We start from the raw sequence: 20,240 nt of genomic DNA, 5'->3' as shown, positions 1-20,240 counted from the left end.
ACGCCCGCAACGCTGAACGTTCGCTCTCCCGACACGAACGTTCTTGCGCGACGTCGAGCCCGCGGCGACGATCCCCGGTCCAGTGCGGCCCGGGGATCTCGTCGCGAATCGTTTCGAGGTGCTCGTGCGCGCCGGCGCCGGCGGCATGGGCGTCGTCTATCGCGCGCGTGATCGCCTCACCGACGCCTCCGTCGCGATCAAGGTGCTGCACGATCCCGATCCCGATCGCGACGCGCGCTTCACACGCGAGACGCGCGTGCTCGCGACGCTCGCGCATCCCGCGATCGTCTCCTACGTCGCGCACGGTACGACGGAGCACGGCGAGCCGTTCCTCGCGATGGAGTGGCTCGAGGGCGAAGACCTCGCGCAGCGTCTCTCGCGCGAAGGGCTCGAGCTGCACGACACGGTGCGTCTCGCGCGTCGCATCGCCGAGGGTCTTCGCGCGGCGCACGCGCAGGGCGCGCTCCACCGCGACGTGAAGCCGAGCAACGTCTTCCTCGTCGGCCGCGATCCCGCGAGCGCGAAGCTGCTCGACTTCGGCATCGCGCGCACCAGCCACGCGACGCGCGCGGTGACCGGCACCGGCGCGATGGTCGGCAGCATCGGCTACATGGCGCCCGAGCAGGTGCGCGGCGAGCGCGACATCGACGTGCGCGCCGACGTCTACGCGCTCGGCTGCGTGCTCTTCGAGTGCCTCACCGGACGACCGGTGTTCGTCGGCAACCACCCGGTCTCGATGCTCGTGCAGGCGCTGCACGAGAACGCGCCCTCCGTCTCCGAGATCCGCCCCGAGGTGCCGAGCGATTTCGCTGCGCTCGTCGATCGCATGCTCTCGAAGTCGCGCGACGCGCGTCCGCGCAACCTCGACGAGGTGCTCGCCGCGCTCGACGCGCTCGGTCCGATCACCCGCGGTCCGGTGCTACGCGCGCCGAAGCGCAAGGTCGTGAGCACCGGCGAGCGCCGCGTCGTCAGCGTGGTGCTCGTGCAGCTGCCGCATCTTCCGGTCGCGACCGAGGACCGCGCGACGGTCGGCAGCGACGAGCACGCACGCTTCCTCGAGCCGCTGCGCGCCTGTGTAGAGCCGCTCGGGGGCACCGTCGTCGTGCTCCCGCGCGGCACCGCGCTGGTGCTGCTCCGCGGCCGTCCCAATGCGAAGGACGAAGCCGCACAGGCGGCGGCGTGCGCGCTCGCGATCCACGCGGTGATCCCCGACGTGCGCGTCGCGCTCGCGACCGGACCGGCGGAGGTCTCGGGTCGTTGGGCGGCGGGACCCGTCGTCGATCGGGCGTCCTCGCTTTTGGACGAAACCCTCGAAAGAAACGTGGGAAACCCGACCGGGGTTCGAATCGACGAGGTCACCGCGTCTCTCCTCGACGGACGTTTCTCGGTACACGGTCGCATGCTCACCGGCGCTCGGGCGTTCGCCGGCGAGTCGCGCAGGCTCCTCGGCAAGCCCACGCCGTGCGTCGGCCGCGAGCGCGAGATGGCCTATCTCGAGAGCACGTTCGCGTCCTGCGTCGCCGAGCGCGAAGCGCGCGCCGTGGTGCTCGTCGCGCCCGCGGGCATCGGCAAGTCGCGCCTCCGCCGCGAGCTCGTCGCGCGCATCACCGCGCGCGACGAGCCCGTCACCGTGCTCACCTCGCGCTGTGATCCGCTCTACGCCGGCTCGCCGCTCCACGCCGCCGCGCAGCTCGTGCGCATGGCCGCCGAGATCCACGAGGACGCGACCCACGAGCAGCGCCACGCCGCGCTCCGCGCGCACGTCGACGCCGTCATCCCCGCGCCGGAGCGCGCGCGTGCGCTCGACTTCCTCGGCGAGCTCGCGCACGCCCCGGCGCCCGGCGATCCCAGCCCGCCGCTCCGCGCCGCGCGCAACGATCCGCGCATCATGGCGGAGCAGACGCGCCTCGCCTTCGAGGAGTGGATGCGCGCCCTCTGCACGCGCACGCCGCTCGTGATCGTGATCGAGGATCTGCACTGGGCCGACGTGCCCAGCGTCGCCCTGATCGAGCGCGCGCTCGCGCGCCTGGAGAGCGAGCCGCTCTTCGTGCTCGGCCTCGCGCGCCCCGAGTGGCGCGACGCGCTCCCGCGCCTGCTCACGCAAGCCGCCGAGATGCCGATCGAAGCGCTCACCAAGCGCGCCGCCGAACGCCTCGTGCGCGCGCTGCTCGGCGAGCAGATCGAGCAGACCACGGTGCGCCGCATCGTCGAGCGCGCGGGCGGCAACGCGTTCTATCTCGAAGAGCTCATCCGCCACGTCGCGGAGCACGGCGACGAGTCGATGCCCGAGAGCGTGCTCGGCATGGTGCAGTCGCGCGTCGATCAGCTCGATGCCTCCGCGCGCCTCGTGCTGCGCGCGGGCAGCGTGTACGGCGAGTCGTTCTGGGCCGGCGGTGTCGGCGCGCTGATCGGCGAGGCGATGGCCGAGCCCGAGCTGCACGCATGGCTCGAGACGCTGGTGCGCCTCGAGGTGATCGAGCACGGGCGCAACGAGAAGTTCGCGAGCGAGCGCGAGCACGTGTTCCGCCACGCGCTGGTGCGCGACGTCGCGTACGCGATGCTCGTCGAGGGCGATCGCGCGCTCGGACATCGCCTCGCCGCGGCGTGGCTCGAGCGCGCGGGCGAGCGCGATCCGCAGGTGCTCGCGCAGCATCACCTCCGCGGCGGCGAGCCCGCGAAGGCCGCGCCGTATCTCCTCGCCGCCGCCGAAGCCTCGCTCCGCGCGGGCAACCTCGACGGTGCGATCGCGCTCGCCGACAAGGGCCTCGCGTGCGACCCGACCGGCGCGCTGCGTGCGCGCTTGCTCGTCACGAAGGGCACGCCGCTCGGATGGCGCGCCGCGTGGGACGCCGCGACGCCGCTCGCGACCGAAGCGATGGAGCTGCTCGAGCCCGGCTCGCCCGAGTGGTCGCAGTCCGCGGGCATCGTGATCCTCGCGAGCGCGGCCGCGGGCAACCCCGGCAAGATGTTCGAGCTGATGCACGCGATCCAGCGCATCGAGCCCGCGCCCACGGGCCCGTATGCGTTCACCGTGTTCATGCTCGCGACCGCGTTCGCGCAGCTCGGTCAGCGCGCGATCGCGACCGCGCTCGACGACAAGCTCGCGATCGCCAGCGCCGCCGACGCGGCGCGCGATCCCGCGTTCCGCGGGTGGCGCGAGATCGTGCGCACCGTGGTCGCCGACAAGCCGCGCACCGACGCGCTCGCCGATGCCGTCCGCGCCGCGCGCGGCGCGATGGACGCGATGAGCGAGGCCAACGATCTCCTCGGGCTCGGGGTCGCGGGCGGATGGTACGCGCGCGTGCTCTCGCTCGCGGGCGATCAAGACGCGGCGCTCGAGCAGGCGCGCGCGACGATGGACCTCATCGATCGCACCGACAATCGCTTCACGCGCCACCGCGCGGTGGGCACGCTCGGCTCGATCCTCGTGCTGCGCGGCGCGCGCGCCGAGGGCATCAGCGTGCTGCGCGATCAGGTGCTCGCGCAGACCACCGACGCGATGGCGATGCTCTTCGCGCGCGCGGAGATCGCGCGCGGTCTGCTCGAAGAAGGCGACCTCGACGACGCCGAGCGCGAGGCGACGAAGACGATCGACGACGCGGGCTTCTTGTTCCAGCCCCACAAGGCGACGGCGCTCGCGGTGCTCGCCCGCATCGCGCTCGCCCGCGGTGATCTCCCGCTCGCGCTCGAGCGCGCGCGCGAAGGGCGAAAGATCGGCGAGCAGAACGGCATGGACGCGCTGACCGCGTCGATCGTGCGCTGGATCGAGGCCCACGCGATGCGCGAGCTCGGCGATCCCGAGGCGATCGACGCCGCGCGCGGCGCGGCGGAGCGCATCGAGATCATCGCGACGGCGCTCGCCGAGCTCGGGCTCGACCGTGCGTGGCGCACGGTGCCCGAGAACGCCGCGACGCTCGCGCTCCGCGGCTGACTCGAATTTCGCGCAACCAGCTTCCGCCGTCGGTCCCACCAACGGGGTGGAGAACGACGATGCGGCACCTCCGACTCCTGGCGCTCGCGCTCGCGACGTGCTCGAGCGCCTGCTCGAACGGGCTCATCATGGGATCCGATCCCGATCCCGACGGCGGTCCACCGCCGCCCGGCGAGTGCCAGGACGATCCCGCGGCTCCGACGCTGCCTCGCGCGTTCGCGCTCTCGTGCGCCGGATGCCACGGCGCGAACGGCGCGGGGACGCCGGGCACGCCGAGCCTCTTCGACTACGAAGCAGACGCGGCGAGCTTCGTCGAGGTGGCGCGCGACGGCGTCGGCACGATGCCCGCGTTCGCCGAAGCCGAAGTGTCGACGCCGGATCTCGAAGCCATGCACGCGTACTTCGCCGCGGGCCCCTCGAACCGCCCGACGTGCAACGGCCCCGACGTGCCGGTCCCGATGGGCTGCGACGACGAGGCGCTCGCGGTGCGCAGGCTCTTCGACGCACCTTCGGCCTCCACGCCGATCTCCGAGCGACGTCCGGACGGCGTGATCGTCACACGCGGAGCGGGTCGTGTGCGCGGACGCCACGAGCTCGAGGGCACGTTCAGCGAATTCGGCGGGCGCTACTTCGAGAACCGCAGCTACGCGTTCGAGATCGAAGATCACGTCGCGGCGGGCGAAGACCTCGTGCGCATCCGGTATCTGCCCGAGGCGCAGCCGACCACGCTCGGACCGACGACGAACTTCCGCTACTGGAAGGTCTACGGCGACGGCAACGTCTTCCATCGCAACACGGACCTCGACGAGGTCGCGCCGATGACGTGGCAGCAGGACGTCGTCGGCAACGGTCGCGAGAACCGCCCCATGCAGGTCGGCGACGTGCTCGAGTTCGAGTTCGGGGTGTTCATCGCGGGCAATCAGCCCGGCGATCCCGGCGCGATCGAGGGCCGCACCGCGTACTACACCGACACGTTCCGCTACGTCGTCGGCGAGGGCCGCCTCACCTCGGAGAACCACGACGCGAGCGGCGTGCTCGGTCCCGTCGCCGACGCGCGCCTCGCGGGCGACACGACGATCCCGTGGATCTACGCGGAGCCGCAGCTCTACTTCTCTCAGATGGCGCTCAACATGCAGCCCGACCACGTGCAGCCGTGGCTCGAAGGGCGCCGCCTGTTCCACACCGACTTCGAGACCGGCGCGCACTCCGAGGGCGACAATCCGGTGCTCGAGTCGTCGGCCGGCATGCTCGGGCCGCTGTTCAACGTGCACCGCTGCTCGGAGTGCCACGAGCGCAACGGACGCAGCGCGCCTCCCGACATCGGCGTCCCGCTCGATCGCGTCGCGATCAAGCTCTACGGCGACGGTCCGCTCGGAAATCAGCTCCAGCCGAGCGAAGGCGCGGTGACGATCGCTCGCTACGAAGAGCACGACGTCACGTTCGCCGACGGCACCGTCGTCACGCTGCAGCGACCGGTGTTCGCGTTCCCCGCCGACGGCATGCGCGCGTCGGTGCGCGTCGCGCGCCAGCTGCTCGGCATGGGCCTGCTCGAGGCGATCGACGAAGAGACGATCGTCTCGCGCGCCGACCCGACCGACTGCAACGGCGACGGCATCAGCGGTCGCGTGCAGCTCGCCACCGATCCGCGCACCGGCGAGACGCACGTCGGTCGCATCGGATGGCGCGCGGAAAAGATCAGCGTCGAGCACCAGGTCGCCGACGCGCTCGAGGCCGACCTCGGCGTCACGAGCGAGTACTTCCCCGAGGCGGGCGGTCACTTCGAGATCTCCGCCGAGGATCTCGCGCGGATGACGACGTACATGCGGCTGCTCGGGATGCCCGCGCAGCGCGACGCGTCGGATCCTCAGGTGCGTCAGGGCGAAGCGCTCTTCCGCGATCTCGGGTGCGTCGGCTGTCACGCGCCGACCGCGCACACCGGCTCGACGCACCCGTTCATCGAGCTGCGCGATCAGGACATCCGCCCGTACTCCGACCTGCTCCTCCACGACCTCGGCGAGGACCTCGCCGACACGAGCGGCGGCGAGCAAGGGCGCGAGTGGCGCACGCCGCCGCTGTGGGGGATCGGGCTCGTCGAGACCGTCAGCGGTCACACGCGCCTGCTGCACGACGGACGCGCTCGCACGTTCCTCGAAGCGATCCTCTGGCACGGCGGCGAGGCGGAGGCGGTGAAGCAGCGCGTGCTGATGCTCGACGCCGCGCAGCGCGACGCGCTGGTCGCGTTCCTCCGATCGCTCTGAGCGTCAGAGATCGAAGAAGCCGATCACCCGGAGCCCGCCGCGGCCACCACCGCGGATCGAGTCGACCTGCTCGACGAGGATCGCGCCGCCGCCGAAGAGCTCGAGCTGGAGCTCGCGAATCGGCTCCCAGCCCCACACGCCGTCGACGGAGACGGGGAACACGTCTCCGCCCGGCCAGATCGACGAGAAGCTGACGTCGCCGCGCACGCCCCAGCGCATGTGGATCGCCGCCGAGCCGAGGAAGAGCTGCGCCGAGAGCCCGCCGACCAGTCCTTCCTGATTGCCGAGCCACGTCGCGATCCACGCCTGTCCGAGCCGGATCCCGAGCCCGGAGGTGACGACCAACATCGCATCACCGGCGAACGGATCACTGCGCATCTCGAACGACGCGCTCGCCCTCCAACCACCACCTCCGGTGCGCGGGAACCAGAGCGCGTCGTCCGCCGGGCCCATCAAGAGCGCAGTGCGCATCGAGAGGTCGAGCTGTGCCGGCGTCGCGCTCTCCGCGGTCGGCGTCATCCACGCGAGCGATGCTTCGCCGCGCCACTCGCCGCACGGCGAGTGCATCACCACGCCGACGTCGATCGCGGGCGCGCGCACGATGTCCGCATCGGGCCCGAACGACGCACCGGCCGCGATGCCCGCCGAGAGCGCGACGAGCGGCGTGAGCGGCAGTGCGCCTCGCGCCTGCGCACGCAGTGCGCCGATCGGACCGACGCCGATGCGGCCCTCGAGCTCGATCGACAGGTTGCGCGCCGGATCGCCGAGCCCCGCGAAGTAGCCCGGCGGCACCGGGCTCCCCGGCCGCGCGCCGGTCGCGCCGCAGGTGCGGCCCACGCCGTGCGATGCCTGGGTCGTGCCGCGATCGACGGCGAGCGCGTCGTCGTCGTCGTTCTCGATCTGCGCGCGCGCCGTGACCGCCACGAGCGAGAGCGCGATCGCGATCATGCAGGCGCGCGTCACGGCGTCCCTCCTCGGCGCGCCGGGTCGGTGCGCTCCCAGACCCGCAGCACGCCTTCCGCCGAGAGCATCAGCGAGTCGACCACGGCCGTGCGCTGCGCCTCGGGCAGATCGTCGCTCTGCGCGATCGTCGCGATCACGTCCGCGAGCTGCCCGTACGAGGCGAGGCCGCGCTCGTCGAGGCGCACCGTGCGCGGGCCGCCGTCGATCGTCAGCGGACCGATCGAAGGCGTGCTGCATCCATGCGCGCCGTACTCGAACGTGCTCGGTGATCGGCGCGTGATCGGGAACTGCGGCGCGAGGCCGTTCATGTCGGTGCCGAACCCGATCGCGCCGCGCCGTCCCTCGAAGATCCGATCCATCAAGCCCGCGTAGTCCTCGGCCCACGCGACGATCGGATCTTGGACGACCTCGATCCGCGCCTCGTCGATCGAGAACGACACGCTCGCGCTCGCGTCGTGGGTGACCAGCGCGAGATCGAGCCCGCAGAGCGCGCTCGGCGCGACGTCGTCGGGCAGCGTGACGAACCGATCGAAGCGATTCCCGGCGCTCCAGGTGCCGCGGAAGCTCATCGAGATCCACTCGCCTTCGCAGCCGCTCGTCGGGATCGTCGTCGGTGCGGCACAGGTCCCATCGTTCGCGCGCAGCCGCGGGCGCGCGCACAGCTCGCTGCCGTACCGATCGAGCGCCGCGCCGAGCAGCGAGCTCGAGCCCGGGCTCGCGATCACGCCGATGCGCACGATCTTCCGGGTGTCGTCGAAGCTCGGCGTGTCGTCGCCGCTCCGAAAGAGGTCGAGCCCGCCGCGCGCGCTGCCGAGCTGCGCGAGCACGCCGCCGTTCTCGCGCTCGGCGACCGCCCACGGGGCGCCGTCGATCGAGATCGTCGCGCGCGTCGGTGCCCACGTGCCGTCGGCGGGCAGCGCGCCGCACGACGCGCCGACGAGCCGGATCGAGACGCGCTCGATCTGCGCGCGCGTGAACGTCGGCGTCGAGCTGCCGTCCGCGCACTCGGTGATCGTGTCGCCCTCGAGCACGGCGGGCAGCGGATCGAGCGTCGCGCTGCACGAGCTCGACGTGCACGTCATCTCGGCGCGTACGATCACCGGCGCGTCGTCGAGCGTCGCGCCCGCGAGCTGCATCTCCAGCACGTGCGATCCGCCGCCCACCGCGCCTTCGACCACGACCTCGACGCGCGTGATCGGATCGGCGCTCGCCCCCGAGACCGTCGTCCAGCCGCTCGCGCACGTCGCGTCGCCGTCCGCGATGCACGCCGTGCGCGTCGAGGTCGTGAACGTCGCGATCGGTCCGCCGCGCACCGCGAGCACCGTCTCGGGCGCGAGCGCGCCGCCGCTGCCGAGCCCCACGACGCCGCCCGCCTGCGCGATCCACCGCGCCTGATCGGCCGCGAGATCACGCTCCGAGCTCGTCGGACCGTCGTCGGGCGCGATCCCTCCGTGCGACGCGATCAGCGGATACGGACCGCCCGGTGCGGCCTCCGCGAGCGCGATCGCGTCGGCGGTCGCCGCGACGCCCATGTGCGAGACGTCGACGATCAATCGACGCTCGAAGAGCTGCTGGACGAACGTGCGCCCGACCTCGGTGAGCCCCATTCGATTCTGGTGCCCGAGCAGGCGATATCCGAGCGCGCTCGGGCCCGCACCGGTGCAGAAGCACTGATTGTCGTACTGCAGCGCATCGGCCCACGGGAGCGGCACCGATCCCAGCGCGAACAAGAGCGGTGGCGACATCGTGCCCGGCAGCTGCGGCCATCCGAGGCGCGACGTGTATCGACTCGTGTGCTCGACCTCGATGAACGAGAGCGCCGGTCTGCCGAACATCGTGCTCATCAGCGCCGTCGCGGAATTGAAGATGTCGCCGTTCGCCGCGGTGCCCCCGTGATCGTTGTCGATCAGGTGGATCGGAATGACGTGCGCGACGCCGAATCGATCGATCAGCGCGTCGACGTCCTCGATCGTCAGCGCGTCCATCTCGAGCGAGAGGACGACCGCGAGCTTCCCTTCGCCGATGATCCGCCGCGCGTCCTCGGGCGAACGCGCGATCTCCATCCAGTCCGACTGCTCGTCGACGATGCTCTCGATGCGCTCGAGCTGACGCGTCGCGCTGTCCCGCTCGCGCGCGCGATTGGGCACGATCACCTCGGGAAATGCGGGGCCCGCGAGCAGCTGCGTCAGCACCTGGGAGTCGGTCACGCTCGCGAAGAGCACGCGCAGCCCACCCTCGTACGCGCGCCGGATCGCGTTCACCGGCATCTGCTGGTGCAGCACGTCGCTGCCGTTGGGCCAACCTTCGATCGGTGGGCCACCCTCGCCGGCGATCGGCGGATGGGGAAAATCGGACTGCAGATTGAGCAGCGGCAGGATCTGCGAGTGGGCAGTCCGCTCGATGGGAGATCCCGTGCGGACGACGTGAGTCTCGACGGGGCAGGGTGGCAGTGAGGGAATCGACGTCGCCGAGACTCGCGCGCTCGACTGCGCACGTCCCCAGACGAGCTGTCCCTCGAATGCCTCTTCGATCCCCGGATGGGTGTGGAGATCGGCAAAGCCCCACAACGCCGGCGCTCCGTCGATCGTCACCGTCGGCGTGCACGGTGGAAGCGGTGGCGCTTCGGGTGGAGCGCTCGAGCATCCCGCCATCGCCGCGAGGCCGACGACGAGCATGTCGCGAATCTGCCAATGCACGAGCGCGACTGTACGATGCGCGACCGTGCGCTCGAAAATAACGCTCGCTCCAATCGTGCTGACGACTCTGCTGCACGCGCGCCCAGCGCGAGCCCAGGACGTCGAAGCGGAGTTTGCACGCGGCGATCACGTGCTCGACGAGCACGAGGTCGAGCGCCCGGGCATCGTGCGCGTGGGCTTCGGGATCGGCGGACAGCCGGTGGCCGGCGAGGTCGGCGCGATCGTGCACGTCGATGCGGGCGGACGCCCGATGCTCGGCGGCCTGATCGTGACGGTGTCGAGCACGCTGTACGTGAATCCGTCGGCACTGGTGTGGACGACGGGATTCGCCGCGGAGCTCGACATCACGCACGTGATCGAGACGGCGTTCTACACGCGCCGCGAGGTCGACGCGGAGCGCCTCGTCCAGATCTCGCTCGGCGGGCGCATCGGGCTCTCGTACGGGCGCGACGCGCAGCCGATCCCGTTCGACCTCGGCGAGCGTGTCTACGAAGTGCTGCGCCCCGAGTGGAGCTTCTACGCGGAAGGCCGCATCCGCGTCGCGCCGGGCTGGTACGTCACCGCGCGTCCGATGATCGACGTGCCGATCGACTTCGGCGACGTCGCGCGCTGGAGCGTGACCGTCGGCGGCGCGTACGCGTGGCGGTGATCCGAGCCTCTGGGAGAGCAGGAGGAGCTCCTGCTCTCCTCAGCGGAAGCTTCTCAGTGACCACCGACGAGGCCGGTCGCCGCGAGCATCGCGAAGAGCGCCGCCGCGAGCGACTCGCCGGCCACCGCGCCCGAGGCGAGCGGGATGATGTAGCGCTCGCCGGTCTCCTTGCCGAAGCGCATCCACAGCTCCGCGATCACCGCGCCGATGAAGAACGAGAGCGCGTTCGCGAAGGGCACGACGAACGCGAGCCCGAGGCCCATCGACGACGGCATCCACTTCTTGATGCTCTTCGGGGCGAGGCCTTCCGCGAGCGCGAGCACGATGCCGACGAGGCCGCCGATCACGATCGCGAGGCGCGCGCTCTCGGGGATCGTCTCGACGCCGCGCGAGAGCGCCTGCGCCACCGCGTACCACATCGTCGTCGCGGGCGAGTTGAACGCCTCGAGGTGCTCGCGATCCGGCACCAGCACGAACCACGCGGGCACCACCGCGATCACGCCGAAGAAGACACCGAAGAACTGCGCGAGGAACTGCTTGCGCGGGTTCGCACCGAGCAGATAGCCGCTCTTCAGATCGGTGAGCAGATCCGCGCTCGAGCCCGCGGCGCCCGCGGTGATGCCCGCGGTCATCAGGTTCACCGTCGTGTTCGCGGGCGCGAGCACCGCGTAGGTGAACTGCGTGATCTTGCCCATCGCGCCGATCGGCGTGGTGTCGGTCTCACCCGTCGCGCGGCACGCGACGAGCGCGAGCACGAACGAGAGCACGACGCTCACGAGCCCGAGCCACGGCGCGATCCCGAACGACAGCCAGCACAGCAGCGTCAGCCCGATCGTCACCGGCACGCCGCCGATCAGGAGCCAGCTCGCCGGCACCTCGAGGCGCTCGACGGGATCGGCGTTCGCGCCGTCCTTCTTCTTCCCGACGTTGCGGATCGCGCGGAGGATCGTGCGGTATCCGAGCGCGAACGACGTGAGGCCCGACGCGACGAGCAGCGCGGTGCCGAGCCACAGCGACCACCGCGTGACACGGATCATCGCGATGATCGGGCGCTCGTGGAGCTCGCTCGCGCTCGGCGCGATCACGGTCCAGCCGACCATCGGTGCACCGTCGGCGGCCACCGTGGGCTCGCCGACGCGGATGCGATCCGCGGGCACGCCGCGCTCGACGAGCGCATCGCGCAGGTGCTCGGCGCGCGCGGTCGCGATCGCCGCGGTGCCACCGGTCGACTGGTTCGCCATGCCGGTCAGCTGGATCGCCTCGATCGCGCCGCTCGACGCGAGCGCCTCGCGCACCGTCGCCGCGGCCTCGTCGTACTGCGCGCCATCGAGCTCGGTCGAGCCGGGCCCGAACTCGACGCCGGGATTGCTCGCGACCTCCATGTGACCGAAGAAGCGCTTCGGCGCCTCGACCCAGTCCTCGACGCCCATCGCCGCCGGCGCGAGCGCGACGTAGTTGATCAGCGAGCCGACGAGCATCCACGTCGAGACGCGCAGACCGACGATCATGCCCGCCGCGATCAGCAGCAGGCTCGGCTCGAACCACATGCCGAGCGTCTTGCCGGTGAGCACCGTGCTGCGCGCGCTGACGACCGGGAAGTTGAGGAAGATCTGCTCGGGCATGTACCCGAACGAGCGCACCAGCGCGACGACGATGCCGGTCGCGAGCGCGGCGATCAGCGCGCGCGCCTTGAGCACCGACTCGCGCCCTGCGGCGTAGAGCGAGCGCAGCGTCTCCGCGGCCGCGATGCCGCTCGGGAAGGGCAGCTGCTCGCTGTTGATCATCTGCCGCTTCATCGGGATCGCGAGGAAGACGCCGAGCAGCGCGGTGAGCAGCACCCAGATCGCGACCGGGAACCAGTGCATCTGCTGACCGGTGATCAGCAGGAGCGCGCCGACCGCGGTGGCGAGCGTGCCGCCGGTCGAGTAGCCCGCCGCCGATGCGGTCGACTGCATGCAATTGTTCTCGAGGAGCGTCATCTTCGTCTTCGCGATGCGCAGCGAGACGAAGGCGTTCCAGATCGCGTAGCTCAGCACGCACGCGGTGATCGCGACGCCGAACGCCCACCCGAGCTTGAGCGTCGTGTAGAGGTTCGAGACGCTCATCGCCGCGCCGAGCAGGCCGCCCATCACGACCGCGCGGATCGTGAGCTGCGGGACGTCGTCACCGCGGTAGTAGTGCTTCACCCACGCGGCGTCGCGCTCTTCCTCGGGGAGCTTCGAGAGGTCAGGGAGACCCTCGGGCGTGGCGGACGCGGCAGTGCTCTCGGAGACGGCGGGTGCGGACATGCGCTGGTACCTTCTGGCCCGGAATCGCGGCGGGCGCGGGCACCATCGCACTACCGCCCAGCGAGCTTCAAGCGGATCGACTCGATGACACGACGCACGTTCGACGAGGGTTATTACCGGCGTTTCTATCTCGATCGCAAAAGGCGCGTCGCGTCGCGCGAAGACACGGAAAAGCTCGTCGAATTCGTCGCTGCGTACCTGCGCATGCTGGACGTGCGTGTGCGCACGGTGCTCGATCTCGGGTGCGGGCTCGGGTGGTGGAGAGAGCCCGTGCTGCGCTGTTTTCCTGGAGCGACCTGGACGGGCGTCGAGGTGAGCGAGCACCTCTGCGACACGCTCGGTTGGAGCCGCGGCTCCGTCGTCGACTGGCGCGGTGAGCCCGCCGACCTCGTGGTCTGTCAGGGCGTGCTGCAGTACCTCGACGATGGCGCGGCGACGCGCGCGCTCGCGAACCTGAAGCGCCACGCGACGAAGGCGATCTACCTCGAGGCGGTCACGCGCGAGGACTGGAGCAAGACGGTCGATCGAGCGCGCAGCGATCACCACGTCGCGCTGCGATCGGCCGAGGTCTACAAGCGCGCACTGTCGACGCGCTTCGTGCACGCGGGCGGCGGGCTCTGGCTGCGCAAGAGCGAAGCGACGCTCTTCGCGCTCGAGCGCGCGTGAGCATCACTCGGGCCTGATCTCGACGCCGAGCGTCAGCACGCCGAGCGCGCCCGCGATGCCCGCGATGGTCTCGCCGGTCGGCGCGAGCGTCCCGCGCACCGGCACCGCGATCCATCCGAGCTCGACGCCGACGTGCAGGTACGCGGAGCCGACGACGTGCAGCGAGAGGTGCGCTGCGCTGATCACCGCGAGCGTGCCGCCGACGATCGTGTCCGCGCTTGCGCCCGACGATGCGCGCCCTTCGAGGATCGCGACGCCGCCGCGCGCGCCCACGCCGAAGTCCGCGTGGTCGAGGCCGAACGGCAGGCGCAGCGCGAGGAGCGCGCCGAGCCACGCCGTCGTCACGCCGACCGAGCCGAGCGCGCCGGCTTCGACACGGCCGTGCTCCGCGCGCGCGTCGAGCACGATGGCGAGCGGCGCGTAGAGCTCGACGTCGAGCCCGAGCCCGGCGCCGCCTGCGACGTGCAGTGGCTCGCCCGAGACGCGTAGCGCGCCGAGCACGTGGATGCCGAGCGGACGCGCGCCGATGGGCTCGGTCGTCGGGGCCTCGAGGTCGCCGGGCGCGGTCTCTTCGACCAGGCGATCGCGCGCGGCGTCGAGCGCGGCGGCGCGCGCTTCTTCGCTTCCTTCGGGCGCGGGTCGCACCGCATCGAGCTCGGCGTCGTGGCGCATGCCGAGCTCGACCCACGCCGCACCGAGCAGCTCGGCGATCGCGAGCGCGACGAGGCGCGCGCGCACCGCCGGAGGCGCGCTCGCGAGATCGAAGGTGCGCTGCAGGCGCTTGCGCGTGAGCCCGTCGTCGACGTCGACCGCGACCGACGTGCCCTCGCACGACACGCGCGCGCGGCTCGTCGCCTCGACGTCCGAGCGCGCGAGCTCCGCGTCCGCGCCGAGCTCGATCTGGAGCACGTGCGCGACGAGCTCGGCGTCGAGCTCCGCGCACGAGGGATCGATCGCGATCGCGACCCGTGGGTGCTCGACCGCGCCGTCCTGCGCGCGCGCCACGCACGGCGCGATGCTCAGCAGCAGCGCGGCGACGACGCGCCGCGCGCGATCACTCGAGACCGCCGAGCCGGCGGACGGCGTCGGTGCGGAGATCCTCGGGATAGAGGCGAAGATAGTCGAGAGCGCGCGCGCGTGCTCGATCGTGCAGCCCGGCGCGGTGACAAGCCTCGACCTCGCGCGCGAGCGCGTCCTGCGCGAGGGTCCCCTCGGGGGCGAGACTGCGCGTCTGCTCGAACGCGTCCGCGGCGTCGGCGGGTCGGCCGAGCTGCTGGAGCAGCACGCGACCGAGCGTGAAGGCGACGACCGGGGCGCGCGCATCGTCGCGACCGACGTCGAGGGCCCGTCGCAGGTACGCGAGCGCTTCGGCGGGATGGCCCGAGAGCCGCGCGCAGTCTGCGGCGACGATGAGGGTGTCGACGTCATCGCCACGCAGCACCGTGGGATCGAGGAGCAGCAGCGCGTAGCCCTCGTCGTAGCGACCCTGCTCGGCGTGGGCGCGCCACGCGGGACGCGCGTCGGGCTCGGGCGTGGCGGGCTCGACCACCTCGGGCGGCGCGACCGCCGCGGGCTCGGCGGCGCGCGCCGGGGCGTCGCGTCGATCGCGCACGCGGTCGATCGTCTCGCGCGCGATCGAATCGCTCGCGATCGTCTGGCGCGCGATCGTCTCGGGCACGACCGTCTCGGGCGCGATCGTCTCGGGCGCGACGGTTTCCTCCGCGACCGAGCGCGGCGCGACCGTCTGTCGCGCGACCGCTGCGGGCACGATCGTCGGGCTCGGCTCGAGCTCTGCGGCCGCTGCGGTCGGGAACGCGCCGCGCTCGCCCGCGCCGAGCTCGATGCGCGCGCCGGGCTCCCACTCGACGCGTACGCGCCCCTGATCGACCTCGACCGCGGCGCCGCTGCCCTCGCGCCGCACCGTGAACACCGTGCCGATCACCGACACCGCGACGGTGCCTGCGCGCACGCGGAACACGCGCGGCAGGCCCGGCGTGACCTCGAAGCGCGCCGCGCCGCGCACCAGCACGAGCTCGATCTCGCCGGGCGTCATGCGCCCGACGAAGACCTCGCTGTCGGCATCGAGCGGCGTCACGATCGATCCGTCGGCGAGGCGCAGGACGCTCGGCGTCGCGATCGTCGAGACCTCGGGGTCGGGCGTGCCCGTCGCGGGCGTCGTCGCCGTCGGGCGCGCGACGAAGCCGATCGCGATCATCGCGGCGATCGCGATCGCCGATCCGATCGTGCGCCGCACCACGCGACGGCGGCCACGCGCGGCCGCGCGCTGGGCGGCGCGGCTCGCGCGCGCGCGATCCCACTCCGGCGCGACGTGCTCGCGCACGTCGGCGATCGCATCTCGGAGACGGTGGCCTTTACTCATCGGCGAGCTCCGCTTCCAGGACCGCGTGGGCGGCGGCGATGCGTCTCTTCACCGTCGCGAGCGAGCACTCGCACGCGAGCGCGACGCGCTCGAGGGGCTCGCCTTCGAGGTGGCGCAGGGTCCACGCGAGGCGTTCTTCCGTCGGCAGCGACCCGAGCACGCGGTAGAGATCCGCGATGCGCGTGCGCTGCTCCGGCGACGCGCGCTCGTCGGCGAGCGCCGCCTGATCGAGCTCCTCGTTGAGCCCGAAGATCGTGAGCGCGTAGCGCTTGCGCAGCACCAGGCGCGCCTTGCGCACCGTGAGCGTCGCGAGCCACGCGCGCGCGGCGTCGGGATCGCGCAGGCGATCGATGCCGCGCACCGCGTCGAGGAAGACGTCCTGCACGATGTCGTCGAGCTCCGAGCTGCGACCGAGGATCCGCATGGCGACCCGGAGCACGTAGCCCCCGTGGAGACGGAACGCCGAGTCGAGATCGATCGGCGCGCGGAGCTGCGACGGATCGGCGTCGTCGCCGTGCGGCTCGTCCCCCTCGTCGTCGGGAGGCGAGCCGATCAATCGCAGGTGCGCCCGCGCGTCGGAGCTCATGCCGGGTGTGTGTGATGGCGAAGGGCGAATGGCTCACGCCCGATCGCATTTCCTGACCGAACGACGGTGTCGGCAGTGTGCGGAATCGGATGCACACCGCGCCCTGGACGGCACTCGCGCGCACTCGCCCCGATGCGCGCGATCGAAAAGCGACGAGCGCGTGAGCCATTCGATGATCGTTTTCACACAACCCCGGCCGAGGAGACGACCGCTTCATGCGATCCCGATCCGGTACGGGGCTCATCGTCCTGCTCGCGCTGGCGCTCGCCGCGTGCGACGGCACGCGCGAGCCCGTCCTTCGGGTGGACGCGGGAGGCGACGCGCCACCCGACGAGCTGCGCCCGTACGTCGTGAGCACGTCACCCGCGAGCGGCAGCGCCGACGTGCCGCCCGACGAGTGGATCGACGTCACGTTCAGCGAGCCGATCGCCGAGGGCGGCGGCGTGACCGTGACCGCCGACGGAACCGCGGTGGCGCTCGAGCCGCTGCACTGGGACGACGCGCGCCGCGTCCTCTCGATCGAGCCGGTCGAGGCTCTTCCTTCTCGCGCGCGCGTGCAGGTGCGCATCGCCGACGACTTCGAGGACCGCGCGGGCAACCCGCTGCGCGAGCCGGTGCTCGTCGTGTTCGAGGTGGGCGACGCCGCAGCGCCTCGCGTGATCGCGAGCGAGCCCGTCGTCGGCGACACCGGCGTGTCGGCGCGGCTCGGCGCGATCGAGGTGCGGTTCGACGAGCCGATGGACGCGCGCGCAGGCACCGCGCGCCTCGAGGGCCCCGGCACCGCGCGCGTGATCGAGCAGCGCTGGGCCGAGGGCGCGCTCCTGCGCGTGACGATCGAAGGGCTCTCGCACGAGAGCGCGTATCGCCTCGTGCTCGATGGCTTCACCGATGCCGCGGGCCGCGCGCTCGACACGACCGCGTACCTCGACGAGGGCGCGATCACGTTCACGACCGGGCCCGACGCCGACGCGCCGCGCGTGGTCGATGCGAGCCCGGCCGAAGGGCAGGTCAACGTAGCGACGCTCACCCGCGAGATCGTCGTCGCGTTCGACGAGCCGATGGACGTGACGCGGCGCGCGGCGCGCCTCGACGTGCCGGGCACCGAGATGTGGCTCACCGGCACGTGGTCCGAGGACTCGCGCACGATCACGTTCGGCGCCGCGGGGCACCTCGCGCCCTCGGGCGCGCACGCGCTCGATCTCACCGCGCTGCGCGACGTCGCGGGCAACGCGCTCGACCCCGTCACGTACCTCGAGGACGGCGCGCTCGACTTCGCGACCGGCGCGGACGGGCGTCCGCCGACCGTCGTGTCGTCCACGCCGGTCGAGGGCGCGCGCAACGTGCGCGCGTCCATCGAGGAGATCGTCGTGCGCTTCGATCGCGCGATGGATCGCGACGCGACCGCGACCGTGCGCGTCGACGACGGAGTGGCGCCGATCGACGTGCCCGCGCGCTGGAACCTCGCGGGCACCGAGCTGCACCTCGACGTGCGCGCGCGGCTCTACGCGGAGCGCGCGCACCGCGTCGATCTGCGCGCCCAGCGCGATCTGTTCGGCACCGCGCTCGACGTCGCGGGCGTCTATCTCGGCGGCGACGGCGAGCTCGACTTCACGACCGCGAACGGCAGCGGCGAGTCGTGCACCGACGCGCTCTCGATCGCGTCGGCGACGCCGGTCGCGGGCGGCGGGCACGAGTGGCGGCTCGCGGCGCGCGCGGTGACCTCGCGCGAGGGAGAAGGCGCGGGCGCGCAGTGCGCGACGAGGCCCGACTGGATCTCGCCCGACGCGGTGGTGCGCGTGGTGAAGACGACGCCCGCCGCGTCGCAGGGCGGGACCTATCTGCACGTGACCGCGACGAGCGCGGCGTCCCGGCTCGTCGTGCTCGAGGTGCGCTCGTCGTGCGCGCCCTCGCGCGAGCCGATCGATCCGGCGCGGCTCGACTGCCCGGGCGAGCGCGCGACGTGGGAGTCGTGGCTCGACGTCGGGCCCGGCGAGTACTTCGTGTGGGTCGCGACCGCGGCCGCGGGGACGCTCGCTGCGTTCGAGGGCGCGACGATCCGCGTCGACGAGGTCGCGGCGGTCCCCGAGGGCGAGTCGTGCGCCGATCCGTACGACGCGAGCTCCGTGATCCACACGGTGGGCGCGGGCGGTGAGCACGTCTACACGATCCCCGCGAGCGCCGGGCGCGCGTCGGATCGCACCGTCGTCGCCTACGACGGCGCGGGGACGATGCAGTGCGATCCCGAGCGCGTGCAGGGCGGCGACGTCGTGATCGCGCTCCCGAAGGCGTCGTCGACGAGCGTGCTCTCCGCGGTCGTGCAGGGCGAGGTCGACGTCGAGCTGCTCGATCGCTGCGACGCGCGCGCGACCGGCGCGCGCTCGCTCGCGTGCGCCGCGGCCGACATCAGCGGGAGGCTGCGCGCCGAGCTCACGACGCGCGGCCCCGCGGGCACGCACTACGCGTGGATGGCCGCCACGAAGCCGTACCTCGGCATGGCCGGCGCGACGCTGCGGGTGCGCGAGATCGAGCCGCAGGCGGGCGACGACTGCGCGCACGCGATCCGCATCGCGCCGAGCGGGACCACGACGATCAGCGCGACGCGCCCCGAGCGCCTCGACGTGCCCGGCTGTTTCCCGACGACCGGCGGGATCACCTGGTACCGCTTCACCGCGGCCGAGGCCGCGACGGTGATCGACGCGAGCGGCCCCGGCGCGATCGCGGTGGTCGCGCCCGGCGCGCTCGAGGCGCGCTCGTGCACGACCGACACGTCGGGGCCCGCGCTCGGCGCGTTCGCGACGCCCGGCAGCGACGTGTGCATCGCGATCTCGAGCAGCGCGGGCATCGGCTCGCTCACGCTCACGCCCGTCCCCTACGACGGCGTGATGGGGCGCGTCACGCCGCTCGGGATCGCACCGCCCGCGCGCGCGACCGGCGGCCTCGAGTCGATGGAGTCCGAGGTCTGGATCGCGGTCACGCCGACGACGATCCACGCCGCGGTGCAGTGGCCGGCGCGCATCCTCTCGGTGCCGCGCGCGGGCCACGTGCGCGCCGACTCGCACGAGCTCGAGGAGTTCGAGCTGGGCTACTCGGGCGTCGCGGTCGGCGAGGCGCTCTTCAGCCTCGACGACGCGGGCTTCTACGACCTCGGTCTCGGTACGATCGTCGGGCCGGCCGATCAGACGCGGCTCTATCGCGTCGTGACGCCGGGCGGCACGTTCACGACGCGCGAGCCGTTCGACTGGGACGGGCCCGCGCGGCTCGGGAGCCAGGTGTACCGCTCGGTCGCGTACGACGGGGCCGAGCTGTGGCTGCTCGTCGACTCGCCGGCGGCGCTCGGCGGCGGCGGCTCGGCGGGCCCGATCACGCTCTACCGCGCGAGCCCCAGCGCGCCCGGCGTGGTGCGCGTCGCGGGCGTGCTCTCGACGATGCAGCGCGCGATCGCGACCGCCGTCGACGCGACGTACGTGTATCTGCTCGGTCGTGTCGGAGGCGCGGGCGGCGTCTATCGCGTGCGCCGCGACGCGCTCGGCGACGATCCGATCCCCGAGCTCGTCGCGCCGGCGAACGTGCCGGAGACGATGCCGCGCGGCTCGATCGAGCTCGACTCGGTCGTCGCGGCGCAGACGCTCTACTTCCGCGATGCGCAGGGCGATCTGCGCGTCGTGACCGGTCTCGGCACGAGCACGCCGATCGACCTCGGCGTGCTGAGCCCGCTGGGCGACGCCGACGACCACCAGCTCACGTACGACGCGCTCGGTCGCTCGATCTTCCTCTTCGAGTCCGAGACCGACGCGCGCGGGAATTTCGTCCGTTTGGACTGAGG

The 20,240-nt window shown here is 72.4% G+C and carries 11 protein-coding genes; 5 read left to right on the top strand and 6 right to left on the bottom strand.

Annotated features, from left to right (window positions below; all coding sequences use genetic code 11):
- Positions 1-43 precede the first annotated feature (43 nt).
- Positions 44-3,931: a serine/threonine-protein kinase gene (locus DB32_RS35790; protein ID WP_053237146.1), complete on the top strand. Its 3,888-nt coding sequence runs from the start codon at positions 44-46 to the stop codon at positions 3,929-3,931.
- 59 nt (positions 3,932-3,990) lie between these two features.
- On the top strand, positions 3,991-6,189 hold the full coding sequence (locus tag DB32_RS35785) for a di-heme oxidoredictase family protein (protein ID WP_053237145.1): 2,199 nt from the start codon (positions 3,991-3,993) through the stop codon (positions 6,187-6,189).
- Positions 6,190-6,192: 3 nt separating this feature from the next.
- On the opposite strand, the gene DB32_RS35780 is transcribed toward DB32_RS35785, so the two are convergent.
- Both DB32_RS35780 and DB32_RS35775 read right to left on the bottom strand, forming a co-directional pair.
- Positions 6,193-7,152 (bottom strand): hypothetical protein, encoded by a 960-nt coding sequence (locus tag DB32_RS35780; protein ID WP_053237144.1) that lies wholly within the window; start codon positions 7,150-7,152, stop codon positions 6,193-6,195.
- Entirely contained in the window at positions 7,149-9,848 is a 2,700-nt protein-coding gene (locus DB32_RS35775) for a membrane dipeptidase (protein ID WP_157069765.1), read from the bottom strand. Before DB32_RS35775 ends, DB32_RS35780 begins: the two co-directional genes overlap by 4 nt.
- 55 nt (positions 9,849-9,903) lie before the next feature.
- Here DB32_RS35775 and DB32_RS35770 point away from each other — a divergent pair, with 55 nt between their 5' ends.
- Entirely contained in the window at positions 9,904-10,497 is a 594-nt protein-coding gene (locus tag DB32_RS35770; RefSeq protein ID WP_053237142.1) for a hypothetical protein, read from the top strand.
- A 53-nt stretch (positions 10,498-10,550) separates the two neighbouring features.
- Here DB32_RS35770 and DB32_RS35765 read toward each other — a convergent pair whose 3' ends face one another.
- Positions 10,551-12,785 carry an OPT family oligopeptide transporter gene (locus tag DB32_RS35765; protein ID WP_083458214.1) on the bottom strand — a complete coding sequence of 745 codons (2,235 nt, stop codon included), beginning with the start codon at positions 12,783-12,785 and terminating at the stop codon, positions 10,551-10,553.
- 84 nt (positions 12,786-12,869) lie between these two features.
- On the opposite strand from DB32_RS35765, the gene DB32_RS35760 reads away from it, so the two are divergent.
- Positions 12,870-13,451: a class I SAM-dependent methyltransferase gene (locus DB32_RS35760; RefSeq protein ID WP_083458212.1), complete on the top strand. Its 582-nt coding sequence runs from the start codon at positions 12,870-12,872 to the stop codon at positions 13,449-13,451.
- A gap of 3 nt (positions 13,452-13,454) precedes the next feature.
- Here the strand turns inward: DB32_RS35760 and DB32_RS35755 are convergent, their stop codons facing one another.
- Genes DB32_RS35755 through DB32_RS35745 form a run of 3 tightly spaced genes read right to left on the bottom strand, consistent with a single transcriptional unit; the run spans position 13,455 to position 16,417 of the window.
- The gene (locus DB32_RS35755) at positions 13,455-14,456 is read right to left on the bottom strand and encodes a hypothetical protein (RefSeq protein WP_053237140.1); all 1,002 of its coding nucleotides are present in this window, start codon (positions 14,454-14,456) and stop codon (positions 13,455-13,457) included.
- 49 nt (positions 14,457-14,505) lie between these two features.
- Positions 14,506-15,831 (bottom strand): FecR domain-containing protein, encoded by a 1,326-nt coding sequence (locus tag DB32_RS35750; RefSeq protein ID WP_083458210.1) that lies wholly within the window; start codon positions 15,829-15,831, stop codon positions 14,506-14,508.
- The gene (locus DB32_RS35745) at positions 15,824-16,417 is read right to left on the bottom strand and encodes an RNA polymerase sigma factor (RefSeq protein WP_053237138.1); all 594 of its coding nucleotides are present in this window, start codon (positions 16,415-16,417) and stop codon (positions 15,824-15,826) included. The genes DB32_RS35750 and DB32_RS35745 overlap by 8 nt, the downstream gene beginning before the upstream one ends.
- 215 nt (positions 16,418-16,632) lie before the next feature.
- Between DB32_RS35745 and DB32_RS35740 the strand changes: the two genes are divergently transcribed.
- Positions 16,633-20,238 carry an Ig-like domain-containing domain gene (locus tag DB32_RS35740; RefSeq protein ID WP_053237137.1) on the top strand — a complete coding sequence of 1,202 codons (3,606 nt, stop codon included), beginning with the start codon at positions 16,633-16,635 and terminating at the stop codon, positions 20,236-20,238.
- The last annotated feature ends 2 nt before the right edge of the window (positions 20,239-20,240 follow it).

This window comes from Sandaracinus amylolyticus (genome assembly GCF_000737325.1).
Classification (GTDB): Bacteria; Myxococcota_A; Polyangia; order Polyangiales; family Sandaracinaceae; genus Sandaracinus; species Sandaracinus amylolyticus.
Note: the sequence above shows the minus strand (reverse complement) of the source record. Positions and strands in the feature narration are given on the sequence as shown.